The sequence below is a fragment of the Streptosporangiales bacterium genome (assembly GCA_009379825.1).
GTDB lineage: Bacteria > Actinomycetota > Actinomycetes > Streptosporangiales > WHST01 > WHST01.
Genome location: WHTA01000004.1, coordinates 11,819 through 25,513, shown reverse-complemented (window position 1 = coordinate 25,513; position 13,695 = coordinate 11,819). Strand labels below are relative to the sequence as shown.

14 protein-coding genes and 2 pseudogenes are annotated in these 13,695 nt (G+C 69.3%); 3 read left to right on the top strand and 13 right to left on the bottom strand.

Annotated features, from left to right (window positions below):
• Window positions 1-22: 22 nt before the first annotated feature.
• Window positions 23-604: pseudogene (locus GEV07_03105) on the bottom strand (DNA polymerase domain-containing protein).
• A gap of 93 nt (window positions 605-697) precedes the next feature.
• On the opposite strand from GEV07_03105, the gene GEV07_03100 reads away from it, so the two are divergent.
• Window positions 698-910, top strand: a complete 213-nt coding sequence (locus GEV07_03100; protein MQA01746.1) for a hypothetical protein — start codon at window positions 698-700, stop codon at window positions 908-910.
• Entirely contained in the window at window positions 907-1,143 is a 237-nt protein-coding gene (locus GEV07_03095) for a hypothetical protein (GenBank protein MQA01745.1), read from the top strand. The genes GEV07_03100 and GEV07_03095 overlap by 4 nt, the downstream gene beginning before the upstream one ends.
• Window positions 1,144-1,203: 60 nt before the next feature.
• Here GEV07_03095 and GEV07_03090 read toward each other — a convergent pair whose 3' ends face one another.
• The 8 genes and pseudogenes from GEV07_03090 to GEV07_03055 form a co-directional block, all read right to left on the bottom strand.
• The gene (locus tag GEV07_03090) at window positions 1,204-1,776 is read right to left on the bottom strand and encodes a hypothetical protein (protein MQA01744.1); all 573 of its coding nucleotides are present in this window, start codon (window positions 1,774-1,776) and stop codon (window positions 1,204-1,206) included.
• On the bottom strand, window positions 1,773-2,030 hold the full coding sequence (locus GEV07_03085) for a hypothetical protein (protein ID MQA01743.1): 258 nt from the start codon (window positions 2,028-2,030) through the stop codon (window positions 1,773-1,775). Before GEV07_03085 ends, GEV07_03090 begins: the two co-directional genes overlap by 4 nt.
• A complete protein-coding gene (locus tag GEV07_03080) occupies window positions 2,027-2,443 on the bottom strand; it encodes a hypothetical protein (GenBank protein ID MQA01742.1) in 417 nt (138 codons plus the stop codon). The genes GEV07_03085 and GEV07_03080 overlap by 4 nt, the downstream gene beginning before the upstream one ends.
• Before the next feature lie 487 nt (window positions 2,444-2,930).
• The gene (locus tag GEV07_03075; GenBank protein MQA01741.1) at window positions 2,931-3,119 is read right to left on the bottom strand and encodes a hypothetical protein; all 189 of its coding nucleotides are present in this window, start codon (window positions 3,117-3,119) and stop codon (window positions 2,931-2,933) included.
• Window positions 3,116-5,023 (bottom strand): AAA family ATPase, encoded by a 1,908-nt coding sequence (locus tag GEV07_03070; GenBank protein ID MQA01740.1) that lies wholly within the window; start codon window positions 5,021-5,023, stop codon window positions 3,116-3,118. The genes GEV07_03075 and GEV07_03070 overlap by 4 nt, the downstream gene beginning before the upstream one ends.
• A gap of 237 nt (window positions 5,024-5,260) precedes the next feature.
• The gene (locus tag GEV07_03065) at window positions 5,261-5,491 is read right to left on the bottom strand and encodes a hypothetical protein (GenBank protein MQA01739.1); all 231 of its coding nucleotides are present in this window, start codon (window positions 5,489-5,491) and stop codon (window positions 5,261-5,263) included.
• Between the two features lie 189 nt (window positions 5,492-5,680).
• Window positions 5,681-7,129: a hypothetical protein gene (locus GEV07_03060; protein MQA01738.1), complete on the bottom strand. Its 1,449-nt coding sequence runs from the start codon at window positions 7,127-7,129 to the stop codon at window positions 5,681-5,683.
• Between the two features lie 22 nt (window positions 7,130-7,151).
• A pseudogene (locus tag GEV07_03055) lies at window positions 7,152-7,805 on the bottom strand (DNA polymerase domain-containing protein).
• A 196-nt stretch (window positions 7,806-8,001) separates the two neighbouring features.
• Between GEV07_03055 and GEV07_03050 the strand changes: the two are divergent.
• Window positions 8,002-8,610 carry a hypothetical protein gene (locus GEV07_03050; protein MQA01737.1) on the top strand — a complete coding sequence of 203 codons (609 nt, stop codon included), beginning with the start codon at window positions 8,002-8,004 and terminating at the stop codon, window positions 8,608-8,610.
• Between the two features lie 110 nt (window positions 8,611-8,720).
• Here GEV07_03050 and GEV07_03045 read toward each other — a convergent pair whose 3' ends face one another.
• The 4 genes from GEV07_03045 to GEV07_03030 all read right to left on the bottom strand — a co-directional run bounded on the left by GEV07_03045 (window position 8,721) and on the right by GEV07_03030 (window position 13,089).
• Window positions 8,721-9,560 (bottom strand): GNAT family N-acetyltransferase, encoded by an 840-nt coding sequence (locus GEV07_03045; GenBank protein MQA01736.1) that lies wholly within the window; start codon window positions 9,558-9,560, stop codon window positions 8,721-8,723.
• A 27-nt stretch (window positions 9,561-9,587) separates the two neighbouring features.
• Entirely contained in the window at window positions 9,588-10,985 is a 1,398-nt protein-coding gene (locus GEV07_03040; GenBank protein ID MQA01735.1) for a mycothione reductase, read from the bottom strand.
• Window positions 10,986-11,010: 25 nt separating this feature from the next.
• Complete coding sequence (locus tag GEV07_03035; protein MQA01734.1) at window positions 11,011-12,237, bottom strand: phosphatidylserine/phosphatidylglycerophosphate/cardiolipin synthase family protein; 1,227 nt, start codon at window positions 12,235-12,237, stop codon at window positions 11,011-11,013.
• 72 nt (window positions 12,238-12,309) lie between these two features.
• Complete coding sequence (locus tag GEV07_03030) at window positions 12,310-13,089, bottom strand: hypothetical protein (protein MQA01733.1); 780 nt, start codon at window positions 13,087-13,089, stop codon at window positions 12,310-12,312.
• Window positions 13,090-13,695 lie beyond the last annotated feature (606 nt).

Genomic DNA, 13,695 nt, shown 5'->3' with positions numbered 1-13,695 from the left:
CTGTTCCGGCCACTTCTTGGCCTCAATTCTCGTCCGGCCGGGAAAACTTGGTCCACGGGTCGTAGTCCACTTCGAGCGCGTCCTGCTCGGGACGCTCCTCCTCCGGTACGTGCTGCAGGTTGACCCTGATCCGGTACCACAGCGAGCTGCGCCCGCGCATGCCGTCGACGAGTACGTCGGCCGGCTCCAGGTAGCCGACCACCGACGGATGCTTGGCGCGCCACTGCTCCAGTCCCTGCATCGCCTCGTCCTTGGTCTTGGCGCGCGCGACCTCGATCAGCGGCCGGGTCGGCTGCCTGCGCCCCTCCCCCTTCGGCGGTTTGGGGGCCGGCCCAAGCCGGTCGGCCAGGGCGAGCAGCGCGTCGAGCGCCCCCGCCGTCGCGTCCATCCCGGCCCACGGGTCACCGCCGGCGCGGTAGCGCTCGGGCACCGTCACCACGGTGAAGTCCGCGGGCCGGCAGTCGGGCACCTCGGCCCAGGTCAGCGGCGTCGACACTCGCGCGTCCTGGGTCGGGCGCACCGAGTACGCGCAGGCGACCGTGCGGTCCTTGGCGTTCTGGTTGAAGTCGACGAAGACGCCCTGCCGCTCCTCCTTCCACCACCGGTCTAAGGAGTAGTGCTCTTGTACAGAGCGGTCCCGCCCGGAGATGGAAGCTCCAGACGGGACCTCGGCCAACCTGACGAAAGCAGGCAGACCGTGCCCAGCAACCTACCTCCCGGCGTCGACGCGCGCCGCATCGAATGGGGCCTGACCGAGCTACGGCAGGCGAAGCGTAAGTTGCTCCTGTCGCTCGGCCGCGAACCCGACGAGCTGCGGCGGGAGATCACCCGACGCAAGATCACCGACGTAGAGGCCGCGATCTTCGCCGTCGAACGCGTCCTACACCCGCTGGACGGAGACCCGCAGTGACCACCGACCTGAACCAGCTTCACCGCGATGCCACCATCGCGACCGCCCGGGAGCTGCACGCCGAGATCGACCCGCGGCTGTACGGCAAGACACCGGAGACGCTGCGCAACGAACACGCCAAGATGCACCACGTCCTTGGCCGGGTGCTCGCCGTCATCGACGACGAACGGCAGCTCCTCGCCGAGCGACGCCAGCGAGCCACCGAAGTACTGGGGGCGCTCGGCGTCGAGTAGCCGCCGACACGGAAGCGGCCCCCCGCGTGCCGGCGAGACCGCGGGGGGCCGATGTTCAGTCTACTTGCGGCGTGCCGCCAGCCTCGCGTCCACCGCGGCGCACTCCGCGGCCGCCTCCTCCATGAACGCCTGCGACTTCTCGGACCGCGCGGTGCGCTGCCGCAGACTCTCCACCCGCGCACTCCGATATGCGGGCCAGGTGACAAGCGAGACCTCGGCGACGGACACGCCTCTTCGGATCACCCGCGGCGGGTCACCTGGCCGTCTCGGCCGGCGCCACTCCTGTCGGCCACGATGGGAAAAGCCGATGCTCAGTCGCGTCATCAGGTCGGCCTGCCAGCGAGCCCGCCATCCCTCGATCTCGGCGGGGGCACCGACCAACCGGCCCTCGGCGACCAGTCCCACGCCCGGCACGATCTCGCTCGTGTCCACGGTCCCCGCCGGCGCAGCTCGGTGATCATGACCGAGCAGCAGCGGGATGCCCCTCGGGCGCCCACTGATCGCGATGGACAGCTCATCGAAGTACTCTTCGACGATCTCGCCGCTGGGCTCGCGGACCCGGGCGCCCTCACCGAACGGGACCGCGACACCTCTCCACACCACGCCGATGTCCTCCATCTGTGGCGTCGTCACGGGCCATCACCCCCCGCTAGGGCCGTGGTCTTCCGGTTCTCACTGGAGACCATCCGCGCGCGGACGGCCTGCCCCCGCTCGGCGAGTACCCGCTCCGCTTCCTCTTGGGCTCGACGCCACCGCTCGACCGCAGCCCTCAGATCGTCCTCGCCGTCGTCGACGAATGCGGCGAGGTGCGGGTGATCGCGCAGCAGCGCCCGGTCGGCCTCGCGCAGCCGGGCGAACACCTCGTTGTACTGCTCCTGCTCCGTCACGCCACTGCCTCCTCTTCCTTCGTCGTGGTCAGCTCCGCGAGACGACGCTTAGCGGCCACATACTCGGCCTCCCAGTGCCGCATCGCCTCCCTGGCGGCCTCCCGCTGCGTCCCGAACGCCGCGGACTCGCTCAAGTGCTTCTCATGCCAGTACGACGCCTCGCAATCCTCGACGTCAGTCTTGGCCTGCCGAATCTTCTGTGCCCTGGCGCGGGCCTCCCGATGCTCCCGCGCGGCCCGTTCCCGCTCGGCCCGCTCCCGCTCCTCGGCTTCCCGCACCTTCGCGCGCTCAATCCGCAGCTGTTCAACGGTGTGGCCAGGCACGACGACACTCATCCCGCGGGCCACCAGCTCCTCAGCGAACTCACCCGGCTGCCTACCAAGCTCGGCCGCCAGCTCCTTGAGTTGCTTCACCTCTTGCTCCCCTCTCTCTGTCGTCCCCCCAAACCCGACCAGGCTGGTGGGGTTTGCGGTACATCCCCCCAAACCCGACCGGGTTGGTGGGTAACGAAAAACGGCCTGAGTGTGTCGGGCACGACACGTGTCGTGGCTAGTTGGCGGCTCAAAAGAAACCGCAGGTCACAGGCTTGCCGTTGAGTGCCCACTAGGTGCTGCTCTCGAAGAACCGCAGCGCGCCAGGGTGTTGGCCTTGGCTGCCGTCGGGCTGGTGTGTGGCGCCTACGGGGTAGGCGCCACGTACCCGGTTGCAGGACGCGCAGGCGCCACGGATGTTGCTGCGTGTGAGCGCTAGGTGTGGATGGGTGGCCACGCTGTAGATGTGGTCGCCTGTGGTGGACAGCCGAGTGCAGCCGTCGAGCTGTAGCCAGCAGGTGGGCTCTTCGGCTACTACTTGCGCGGCGAGCTTGCGCCATGCCCAGGTTCTGCGCGGGTCAGTCATGCGTCACCACCCCTCTGGGAGGCCGCAGGAGCGAGCTGGGCGCGTGCGGGTTGCTGTTGGGGTGATGGGGCTGGGGGGTGGCTGTGCGGCGATCCGTGTGCCGTGCAGCAGGTCGTCTAGCTCGACCGTCGAGATGACGGTGGCGGTCGCGATGACACCGATGGCGAAGCCGGTCAGGATGGCGATGGTCACGCGGCCGTCCTTTCTGGTGTGCAGCCCGGATGGGTGGTGTCGCCGAGGCCGGCGAGGACGGGGTCGAGCGGCTCACGGCAGACCTGGCAGATCCCTTGGGGGACGTCGAGGTCGCCCGAAGAATCCACCGAAGGGACCGAAGAATCCACCGTCTCGGAACTGGTCTCTTCGGTCCCTTCGTGGATTCTTCGGGGACCGAGAGACCAGACCCAGCCGCCAGACATGCCGTCCTTCATGCTGATGACTCCGGCGCGTTCCCGGGCTCGCGTCAGCGTCGTCTTGGCGATGCCGTGCCCGGCAGCGGCCTTGATCGTCTCGCCCGCTTTGGCCTGTCCACCTTGCTCGGCGAGGTAGTCGACGAGCCATGCGGCGGCCTCGTCTCGCTCGGACCTGTCGCCCTGGTCACCGCGGTCGCGCATGATGTCGGCGACCGACCGGTCAGACTCGCCGAGCATGACGAGCCGCCCGACCTCGGCGGGTCCCTCGTCGGTGGGCAGGACGGCCGCGTCGATCCGATACCGCAGGGATGGGAGGTCGAGCTTGCCGAGGTTGTTCTTCACCTGGGAGATGACGCACCCGCCGTCGTCGGTGTCGGTGTCGGCGGCGAACCCGAGGGCGGCGCGGACGACGTTCCCGAACGCGGCAGAGCCCATGATCGCGTTCATCGGGTCCGACCCGCTGGACTTGTTGAAGTGCGCGTTGCCGAGCACCGTAATCCCGGCCTGGTCGGCGAGCCGGGCGAGCGGTTCGAGGGCCTGTCGGACGTCACGGTCCTTGTGTGTGTCCAGGCTGCCGTTGATGGTGGACATGAGGGGGTCGAGGGACAACAGAACGGCGCCGACCCGGTCGACCTCGCCGGCGAGCGCGTCGCAGTCGGCGGGGAGGGTGAGGGACAGTTCGGCGCCTTCGTCGGTGACGACGTCGGCCCTGTAGGCGAGCTCGAGGTCGGCACCGGCGGCGATCAGCCTGGGGACGATGGTGCGCTGCCAGGAGTCCTCGACGGCGGCGATGATGCACGCCCTTGGTTCGCCCTGGTGCACGCCGGGAAGGGTGCCTCGTGTCAGGTGCGCGATCACCCAGGCGTGGAAGGTGGACTTCCCGACGCCGCCGCGGCCGGGAGTGAGGCACACCTCTCCTGCGGGGAGCCGATCGGCCCACAGCCACCGGACGGGTCGAGGCTTGATCGTCGAGGCGGGGGTGAGCCGAACCTGACGCGTACTGACCTCGGTCGGCGTCGGGATCGGTGTGAGGTCGTTGAGGCCGTGGCCCGCGGCGACGTGGTCGGCGGCGTCCTTGCCTGTCTTCGGGGTGAAGACCGACACCGACGCGGCCTTGCCGTCGACGCTGTCGAGCACGTCGTGGAGCCACTTCTCACCGGCCGGATCTCGGTCGGGTACGACGGCGAGGTGGGCGCCGGCCAGTGGGGACGGGTCGACTTTCGTCCAGTTGGTCGCGCCCATCGGCGCGGTGGTCGCGACCGCGCCGATGGCCTCGAGTGCGTGGACGTCTTTCTCACCCTCGACGAGGTAGACGGTCTGTCCGGCCTTCACCGCGTCGTCGACTCGGGACCGCCGGTACAGCTGTGCGTCGCCATGGGTGTTCCCTGATTGCCGGAATGCTTTGGCGGGGGTGCGGTGCACGATCCGGCCGTCGTCATAGCCGTAGCGGGCACCGGCCTGGTCGTCGAACAGGTCCGCCGGGGTGAGGGCGAGCGCGTCAAGGACATCACGCCAGTCACAACCGGCGTGGCAGTGCAGCAACGCCTGCCCCTCGATCCCGCGGACCGACAGGCTGGGGTTGCGGTCGTCGTGGGCGGGGCACTGGGCCTTATGTCCGGTGCCGTTGGTGATGACCTTCCCGCCTGTGTGTTCGAGCGCGGCGAGGATGGTCTGTACCGCGCCCATCACGCCACCTCCTGCGCCTCGAGCAGGTCGCGCAGGTCGAGGAGCTGCACGCGGACCCAGGCGGGTTCGGGGATGGTGCCCTCGGCGAGCAACATGGCGGCAATGGTCAGTTGCCGGGTGCGTCGCGCGCCGTTGACGCTGGCGATGGTGAAGGCAGGTACGATGCTCACAGGAGCTTCGTCGCTGTCGCTTCTCAGCTGGTGGGCCGGTCTCTGTGGGGGCCGGCCCTCTCCCTTGTCAGGCGGCCGCTGCATCGTTCGACCCCCCGCCCTGGTGGTCGGCGGTGTTGCGGTCGACGGGTGGCAGTGCGCGGCGAACGGTTTCGATCTGTTCGTCGGTGAGTTCGGGCAGTTTGCCGAGGAAACGGGTGATGACGCCCTTCGCGCCGTTTGATGCCACGGCAGCCTTACGGGCGCGTTCGGTGCGGAACTCGGGGTCGGCGAGTAGTCCGGTTTCGGAGTAGGGCATAGCACAGCTCCAGAAGTGAAGTGCTGTGCGACGCCTAGGGTCGTCCGTCGCGGGGGTGGATCGCGCTCCACCGGCGGCGTCTCCTGCTGAGGCCGAGTGCCCTCGGGTTTGCCCGTCCCGATTTTTCCGCGCTCCACGCGGCGGCCAGGGGCACGGCTGTTGCCAGCCACCCGCCAGTCTAGCGCGCTTCTAGCGTGGTTCGATGTCGACACGCTGGTCGAGCGGCATCCTCGAATTGCGTCTGGCCGGGCGGACGGTCACGGCGCACAGTGCCCGGATCACGTCGCGTTTGCCCTGCACCGTGGCATCCTCCCATCGCGCCTCGACGTCCGCGCCGGGCTCGACGAACGGGCGCACCGCGGGTGGCAGCCCTGCCCGGTCGCCCGCCTGGTCGGCGCGGGCGATGTCCGACCGCAGCCCGTCGGCGATCTCCGCGAAATCGTCGGGGTCGACGTCGCCGCGCCGGGCGCGCTGCCGGTAGTCGGCGAGCCGGTCCCGCAGCCGCGCCGCCTCATCGCGGGCCGCACGCACGTCCTGATCCGACTGTTGCCCCGCCTGCCGCAGCCTGCCGTAGACGGCCGGGTCGGCGAGCGCCTCGACCACGGCGGCCTCGACCAGCTCGTCGAGCCCGGCAACCTGCACCTGCACGCAACCGGCCTGGCACACGTAGTGCGAGCCCTTCCGCACCCGCAGCGGGTGACCCCGCCAACACGCCGCCAGGTGCGACAGCAGGTGCCGCTGGCTGCCGGGTCGCGTCGTCGTCCGTTTCGGCACGTCCAGCACCCGCTGCGCGGCGTAGAACGTCTCCTCAGCGACGAGCCGTTCCCAGCCGCCGGGGAACGTCTGTGGACGCTTCCGGTCGCCGTTGCGGCCCTGCCGGCGGTGCACCCGAAGACCGACATACGCGGGGTTGCGTGCGAGGTCGAGAATCCGCTGCCGGGTCCACTCGTCAGCTCGACCGGGCGCGGGCACGCCCCGCTTGTTGAGGTCGCGTGCGATCGCGGCCAGCGGTCGCGACTCGGCCACCTTGGCGATGATGTCGGCGACGATCGGTGCCGTGTCGGGGTCGGGGCGTTGCTCGACGACGGAGACGAGTCTGCCGGTCGTCTCGTCGCGTTCCTGCCACCGGCTGCGGGTGTACCCGTACGGCGGAACCCCCATCGGCGGGCGGCCGGCCGCGGCGGCACTGTGAACACCCTTCGTGACGCGTTCACTGGTCCGGTCGGACTCGTATGCCCCGTCGACCCCGGCGGACGCGAGATCCTTGTAATCACGGGCGCGGCGAGGGTCGTAGGTGCGGTCGTCGGAGACGACATGGATTCGTATGCCCTGGTCACGGCACTGATTGAGGAGGGTGAACCAGCCGATCGGTTCGCGGCTGCCACGGGTCGTTTCCCAGAGCACGAGCACGTCGAACGCGTCGGCGGCGAGATCGTCGAGTAGCCGCTGCCAGTCGGCGCGGGTCTTCCTGGCGAACCTGGACGCGCTCGACCCGTCGTCGTAGCTGCCGGCGTGCGTCCACCCGTGGTCGGTGATTTCGGCGAGCCCGATAGCCACCTGGTCGCTGATGGACTTGGTGTTGGCGGCGGACTCGCGTCCGTAGACGGCGGCCCGGAGGGGGGTTGCGTTCTCACTCATACCCCGTAGAGTACCCCCTAGAGCGTTGTTCCTTCCACCACTTGCTGGTGGCGAGGTCAGGCGCACGGTTCTCCACCTCGCGCGCGACCGTCTCGGCGGCCGGACGTACGTCCTTGAACGTCCACCGCGGGTGGATGCGCGCGTAGATGTGGAACCCGCGCGACCCGGACGTCTTCGGCCAGCCGGTCAGCCCGTGGTCGGCCAGCACCTCCCGGACGACCATCGCGACCTCGACGATCTGCCGCCAGTCCACCCCGGGCACCGGATCCAGGTCGATGCGCAGCTCGTCGGGGTGCTCCAGGTCGCTGGCGAGCACCGGGTGCGGGTTGAGGTCGACGCACCCCAGGTTCACCGCCCAGGCCAACCCGGCCGCGTCGCCGATGACCGCCTCCTCGGCCGACCGCCCGGACGCGTACCGCAGCTCCGCCACGTCCACCCAGTCAGGACGGTTCGCCGGCGCGCGCTTCTGGAAGAAGGCCTCCTCGGTGATGCCCTTCACGAACCGCTTCAACACCATCGGGCGGCCCGCCACGCCGCGTAGGGCGCCGTCCGCGACCGCGAGGTAATAGCGGACCAGGTCGAGCTTCGTGTGACCGCGATCCGGAAAGATCACCTTGTCCGGATTGGTCACGGTCACCTGTCGACCGGCTGCCTCCACGATCTGCCCCTTCGCCATGCCCACACGATAGGCCGGTGACGCTGCGTAGGCGGGGTAAACCGACGCCGAGAGTTATGCGTCCGCGCGCAGATAAAGAGGCCCATTTCGTTGCCGGGCTGGCCGCATAAATTTTTTCTGCGGCTTCGTAAACCATTGCCAGGGGACTGTCGTCGTTTTGGGTAAAGCTCACACGAAACCCGATGGGGGATAAGAAATGACGAACGTCCGCCGGATTGCATTGACCGTCGCCACCACCGGTGCCGCGCTTACCGCTGGCCTCGCGCTCGCCGTCGGGCCCGGCATGACGGCCGCGCACGCCGATGGCACGGACACCTCGAAGCGAACGGTACGGATCGTCGAGGGTTCGCCCTGGGTGACGCTCGAAGAGGGCGACCACGGGTACCGGGTCGCGGCTGCGGCCTGCTTCCTCGACTACTTCGACTACCACCAGGGGTGTGACCCGGAGACCTACGAGGGCGCCGACTTCGGCCCCGAGCTCACCGAGGCCGTCAAGAGGTACGAGGCGGCGAAGAACCTGCCCGAGGACGGCACCATCGACGCCGAGGTGTGGAACGAGCTGCGTAACGACGTCGGCGAGGTGAAGGCCGGTGACGGGCGCAAGGACATCGTCCGCGGCATCCAGCACTCGCTGAACGTCCTGGGCGGCGAGGAACTCACCGTCGACGGCATCTACGGCGCGGGCACCGAGGACGCCGTGGAGCGCTTCCAGGAGCGCAAGGAGATCGGCGTGGACGGCATCGTCGGCCCGGTCACGCTCCGGGCCATGCTGGCCAGCGGCGCGCAGGCCAAGGGCCTCGGCTGATAATCACCGTGGCCTAGTGCGGCCACGGTTGTCCTGAAGCGGCCGCTTGGTGATCCGGATAACGCTCACCAAGCGGCCGCGTAATTCGCTAATATCCGCCCGTACGATAATCAGCTGACGGCCGCGCTGCGTCGTTCCATAAACACCGTGTCGCGCCAACGGCCCGCCAGCATGGCGATACGCTCCCGCACACCGATGGTCCGGAAACCCGCGGCCCGGTGCAGCGCGAGGCTCGCCCTGTTCTCCGGGAAGATCGCCGTCTGCAGCGTCCAGAATCCCGCGTCGTCGGCGGCGGTCACCTGCCGGTGGACGAGCGCCTTGCCCACGCCGCGCCCTCGGAACCCACCGGCCACGTAGACCGAGGTCTCCGCCACGCCCGCGTAGCAGCCGCGGGCGGAGACGGGGGTCAGCGCCGCCCAGCCGGCAACCGCCCCGTCCGCCTCGGCCACCCACCGGTGCTCGCGCAGCCACTTCGCGTCCAGCGCCGGCCGGGGTGGCACCTCGGTCTCGAAGGTGGCGTTGCCGGTGGCGATGCCCTCCGCGTAGATCTCCCGCACCGCCGGCCAGTCCGCATCGGCGAGCGGCCGTACGGCCACGTCCGCGGGCAGGTCGGTCGGGCAGCACGGCTGCGTGGACAGAGCCCCCATCACCACGTCGGCGGCGTGCGGCAGCCCGGTACAGCAGGCACCGTTGATGGTGATCCTGGTACTCGTCCCCTCCTTGTCGAGCAGCACGAAGCCGACGTCCGCGAGCTTGCGCAGGTGGTGCGAGCAGGTCGCCTGGCTGATGCCGAGGACGCCGGCCAGCACGCCGACCGTCGTACCGCCGGGTGCCGTCGCCACCGCGTGCAACAGCCGCACGCGGGTCGGGTCGGCCAGGCAGGCGAACCACTCGGCGTACGTGTCCGCGGTATCGGCCGGCAGGCTCTGTGCGGCGGCAGCGTCGGTCATGTCCCCGATTCTATCGACAACGATCTATCAAACGGGACGGTGCTCGAGCGGCAGACCGAGCAGCGCGTTCTCCACCAGCTCCGGCATGGACGGGTGGATCCAGTACTGCCCGCGCGCCATGTCCGTCGCCGACAGGCCGAAGCTCATCGCCTGGATCAACGGCTGGATGAGCGTCGACGCCTGCGGACCGATGATGTGCGCACCGAGCAGCTGCCCGGTGGCCGGGTCGGCGAGCAGCTTCGCGAACCCCGTCGTGTCCTCCATCGCCCAGCCGTACGCGATGCCCGCGTAGTCCTGGGTGGAGCTCACGTACCGTACGCCCTCGGCCTGCTGCTCGGTCAGCCCGACGGCCGCGACCTGCGGTGAGCTGAACACCGCGTGCGGCACGAACCGGTGGTCCGCCGCGACCGGCGCCTGCGGGTGCAGCAGGTTGTACTGGACGACCCGCTGTTCGTGGTTCGCGACGTGCTTGAGCTGCCACGGCGAGGAGATGTCGCCCAGCGCCCAGATGCCGTCCACGGGCGTGCGCTGGTACTCGTCGACGACCAGCCGCCCGTCGTCCTCAGTCGACAGCTGCGTCTCCGCGACGGTCAGCTGGTCGGTGTTCGGCCGGCGGCCGGTCGCGACGAGCAGCGTGTCGCCGTCCACGGTCTCCGTGCCGTCCGGCCCGTCGAGCACCAGCCGCACACCGCCGGGGATGGTCTCCGCACGCGTGGTCTGCCGGTTCAGCCGGACGTCCCACCGCGCGGCGGCGAGCTCGGTGAACCGCGCCGCGACGTCCGCGTCATGGCTGCGCAGCAGGGCCCCGGACCGCGCGATGACCGTCACGTCGACGCCCAGCGCCCCGAAGATGTGCGCGAACTCCGCGGCGATGTACCCGCTGCCGAGGATGGTGAGCCGCCGCGGCAGCTCCGGCACCCGCATGATCGTGTCGCTGGTGTGGTACGGCACGTCGGCCAGGCCGCGTACGTCCGGCAGCACCGGCCGCCCGCCGGCGGCCAGCACGATCTGGTCCGCGGTGACGACCTGCTCCTGGCCACCGGCGACCGGGGTGACGGCCAGCTCCTTGTACCCCGTGAAGCGGGCGTCGCCGCGGTAGACGGCGACGTTCCTGTTGTCCTCGTGCGTCTCCCGGTACTCCTCGCCGCCGGCGGCGATCGGGTCGATGCGGCCGAAGATCCGGTCCCTGATGTCCGGCCAGCGGACGCCGAGCAGGGCCTCGTCCACCCCGTACTGCGCCGCCTTCGCCGGTGTCGCGGCGACGTCCGCCGCGTAGACGAACATCTTCGTCGGGATGCACCCGACGTTCAGGCAGGTGCCGCCGAACACGCCGCGTTCGACCAGGGCGACCTTCCAGTCGGCGAACCGGTCGTCCAGGATCGAGTTGCCCGATCCGGTGCCGACGATCAGCAGGTCGTAGTGCATGGAGGGTCCTTCCGGTCGGTCGACGTCACAGCAGCGGACGCAGGGGAGAGAGCACCTTCTCGCTGAACTTCGCGACCATCGAGCGCCGCCGCCATTCGCCGATGCCCAACTCACGCGCGTTCCTGCTGTCGATCTCGAACACGTGGGCCATGTGCCTGGCGAGGCCTTCGTCGAGGATCTCCATGTTGATCTCGTAGTTGCCGGTGAGGCTGAGCCGGTCGACGTTGGCGGTGCCGATCGTCGTCCACTTGCCGTCGATCGTGCCGGTCTTCGCGTGCACCATGGCGTTCTGGTAGAGCAGCAGCTTCACCCCGCCCTTGAGCAGCGCCGAGTAGAACCCGCGGGACAGCCAGTCCGCGAGGACGTGGTTCGACACCTCGGGCATGAGGATCCGCACGTCCACGCCACGGCGGGCGGCGGCGAGCAGGGCGGTCAGGATCTCCCTGTCGGGGATGAAGTAGGCCTGGGTGAGGTAGACGTGGTGCTGCGCCCGGTCGATCGCCTCCAGGTACATCCCCCGGATGGGGAACATCAGCTGGCGCGGCACGTTCCGGTAGATCCTGATCCGCGCTTCCCAGACGGTCACGCCGCCGTCGCGGAGCACCGGCTGTCGCCGGGTGCGGTGCATGTTCCAGAAGTCGATGAACGCGTTCTGCAGGTCCCAGGCCGACGGGCCGGTGATCTTCAGGTGCGTGTCTCGCCATTTGGTCGCGTACAGGCTGCCCACGTTGTACCCGCCGACGTACGCGATCTCGCCGTCCACGACGAGGATCTTGCGGTGGTCCCGGCCCCAGCGCCTGATGCTGACCAGCATCCCGGAGTTGGCGACCGGGTACTCCAGCACGTGCAGTGACGGCGGGAACCGCTTGAACGAGGGGGGTACGACGAGGTTCGCGAACCCGTCGTAGATCACGTACACCTGCACGCCACGGTCGGCGGCGTCAATCAGCGCCTGCTTGAACTGCAGGCCGACGTCGTCACCCTTCCAGATGAACGACTCGAAGTAGATCGTCTCGCGGGCGCTGCGGATGGCCCGCAGCATGTCGTCGTAGAGGTGCTCACCGTACGTAAAGACGGCGACCTTGGAGTCGCCGACGGGGAACTCGGCCGGCTCGGTCTGTGGGAACTGCACGAACTTCGGGCGGAACCGTTTACGCCAGTGATGGACGCCGGTCAGCGTGGCGGCAACGGTCAACTGCGTGCAGAACAGACCGAGCAGCGACCGTTTCACCACGGTCTTTGCCACGGTCATCGCAGCGTTCCGTCTCGAGGTCATCGCGGCAAATCTAACCGCCCGCGACCGACACTTGTCGTCTGACTCCCGTCAGACGAAGAAGGAGACCGCCGCCACGACCGCCCCGACAACGCCGGCGGCCGCGGCGGCGATGCCGAACCAGCGTTGCTTCTTGGTCTCCGAGGACAGCAGCTGCTGCTCGTTGCGGGTGGAGACGATGTACGGCCCGTCGTCCGGCTTGGTCATCACCAGCGCGCCGCCCTGGTCGACCACCTCGCCGAGGACGTACAGGTGGCTGCCCGGCCGCAGCACCCACTCCTCGTACTTGTAGCCGATGGTGTTGCCGTGACCGGAGCCGAGGTCGAGCTTGAAGCCGCCGATCTGCAGCTGCCTGCCCTGCCGCTTGCGGCCCTTCTCGAACCGCTCGAGCACCTTCTCCGGCGCGTCCGGCTTGCTGTCGTTCGGGTCGATCGCGACCACGCCCGTGTCGTCGCGGACGCCGAAGTGCATCTCGGGCGCATGCTGGGCGACGACTTCCGACCGGTTCCGCCGCCGCCTGCGGCCCTTGCTGTCCCGCTCCATGACCCAGTACTTGTGCGTGACCACGTGCCGGTGCCAGACGCACTCGGTACCGCTCATCTGCGCCTGGAGGGTGCCGTTGGGGTGCGGCTGCGTAGCGCCCACCACCTCGCACTTGTACCTGAAGGTGCCAGGCCCGGCCGCCTGCGTCGCCGCGTCCCGCATTGCCGTCAGGTCACCGACGGTGTGCGTCTCGGCGCCGACCATGACCGCAAACCTCCGGCGCGCGCGCCAGGCCATGACGGCCAGCAGGACAGCACCGGCGAGCAACACAATGCCAACGACGATCAAGCGCAACCTCTCAGCCAGCCCGGCGGCTCCCAGCCGCCACCGACGGCGCCGTGAGGAGCCGCCGGCATTGCCTCGACAGGGGACGCGCTAATCCTGCCGACACCCCCACCCGCGAGGGGCCGCTCCGGCCAACCAGCCAAGGACACCCCCTCTGCGCACCCACCCAACAACCCACGGCGACCGAAATCACCGCCTCCGACACAACCCGATGCGTCGAGTACTGCATGTGCTCCAGCCGGAGCCCGGCATCCGTATACCCGTTGAAATCGGGCCACTCGATCTCAGCGTCGAACCGCCGGGCCACGATCCCTGGACCGTCGGCGGCGCCGCACCGTCACCGTCCTGGTCGCTGTCTTCGTCTTCGTCTTGGTCGGCGTCGCCTCGACGGCCAGGCCGCGGCGACCCTCCCGCACGAACCTGTCGGCGTCCGTGACCGCAAACACCACTCGAGCACATTGGGGGACCGCTCCGTCGTCCATTAGGCGACACTGCCCAGTTCAGCTGCGTGCGGTCCGGTCCGCCCCATCGTCGAGTATGCAGCCCGTCAACGCCCGGATGTCGCCGACCAGCCGGTCGGTCGCCGCAACCAGATCATCCGTCTCAGCC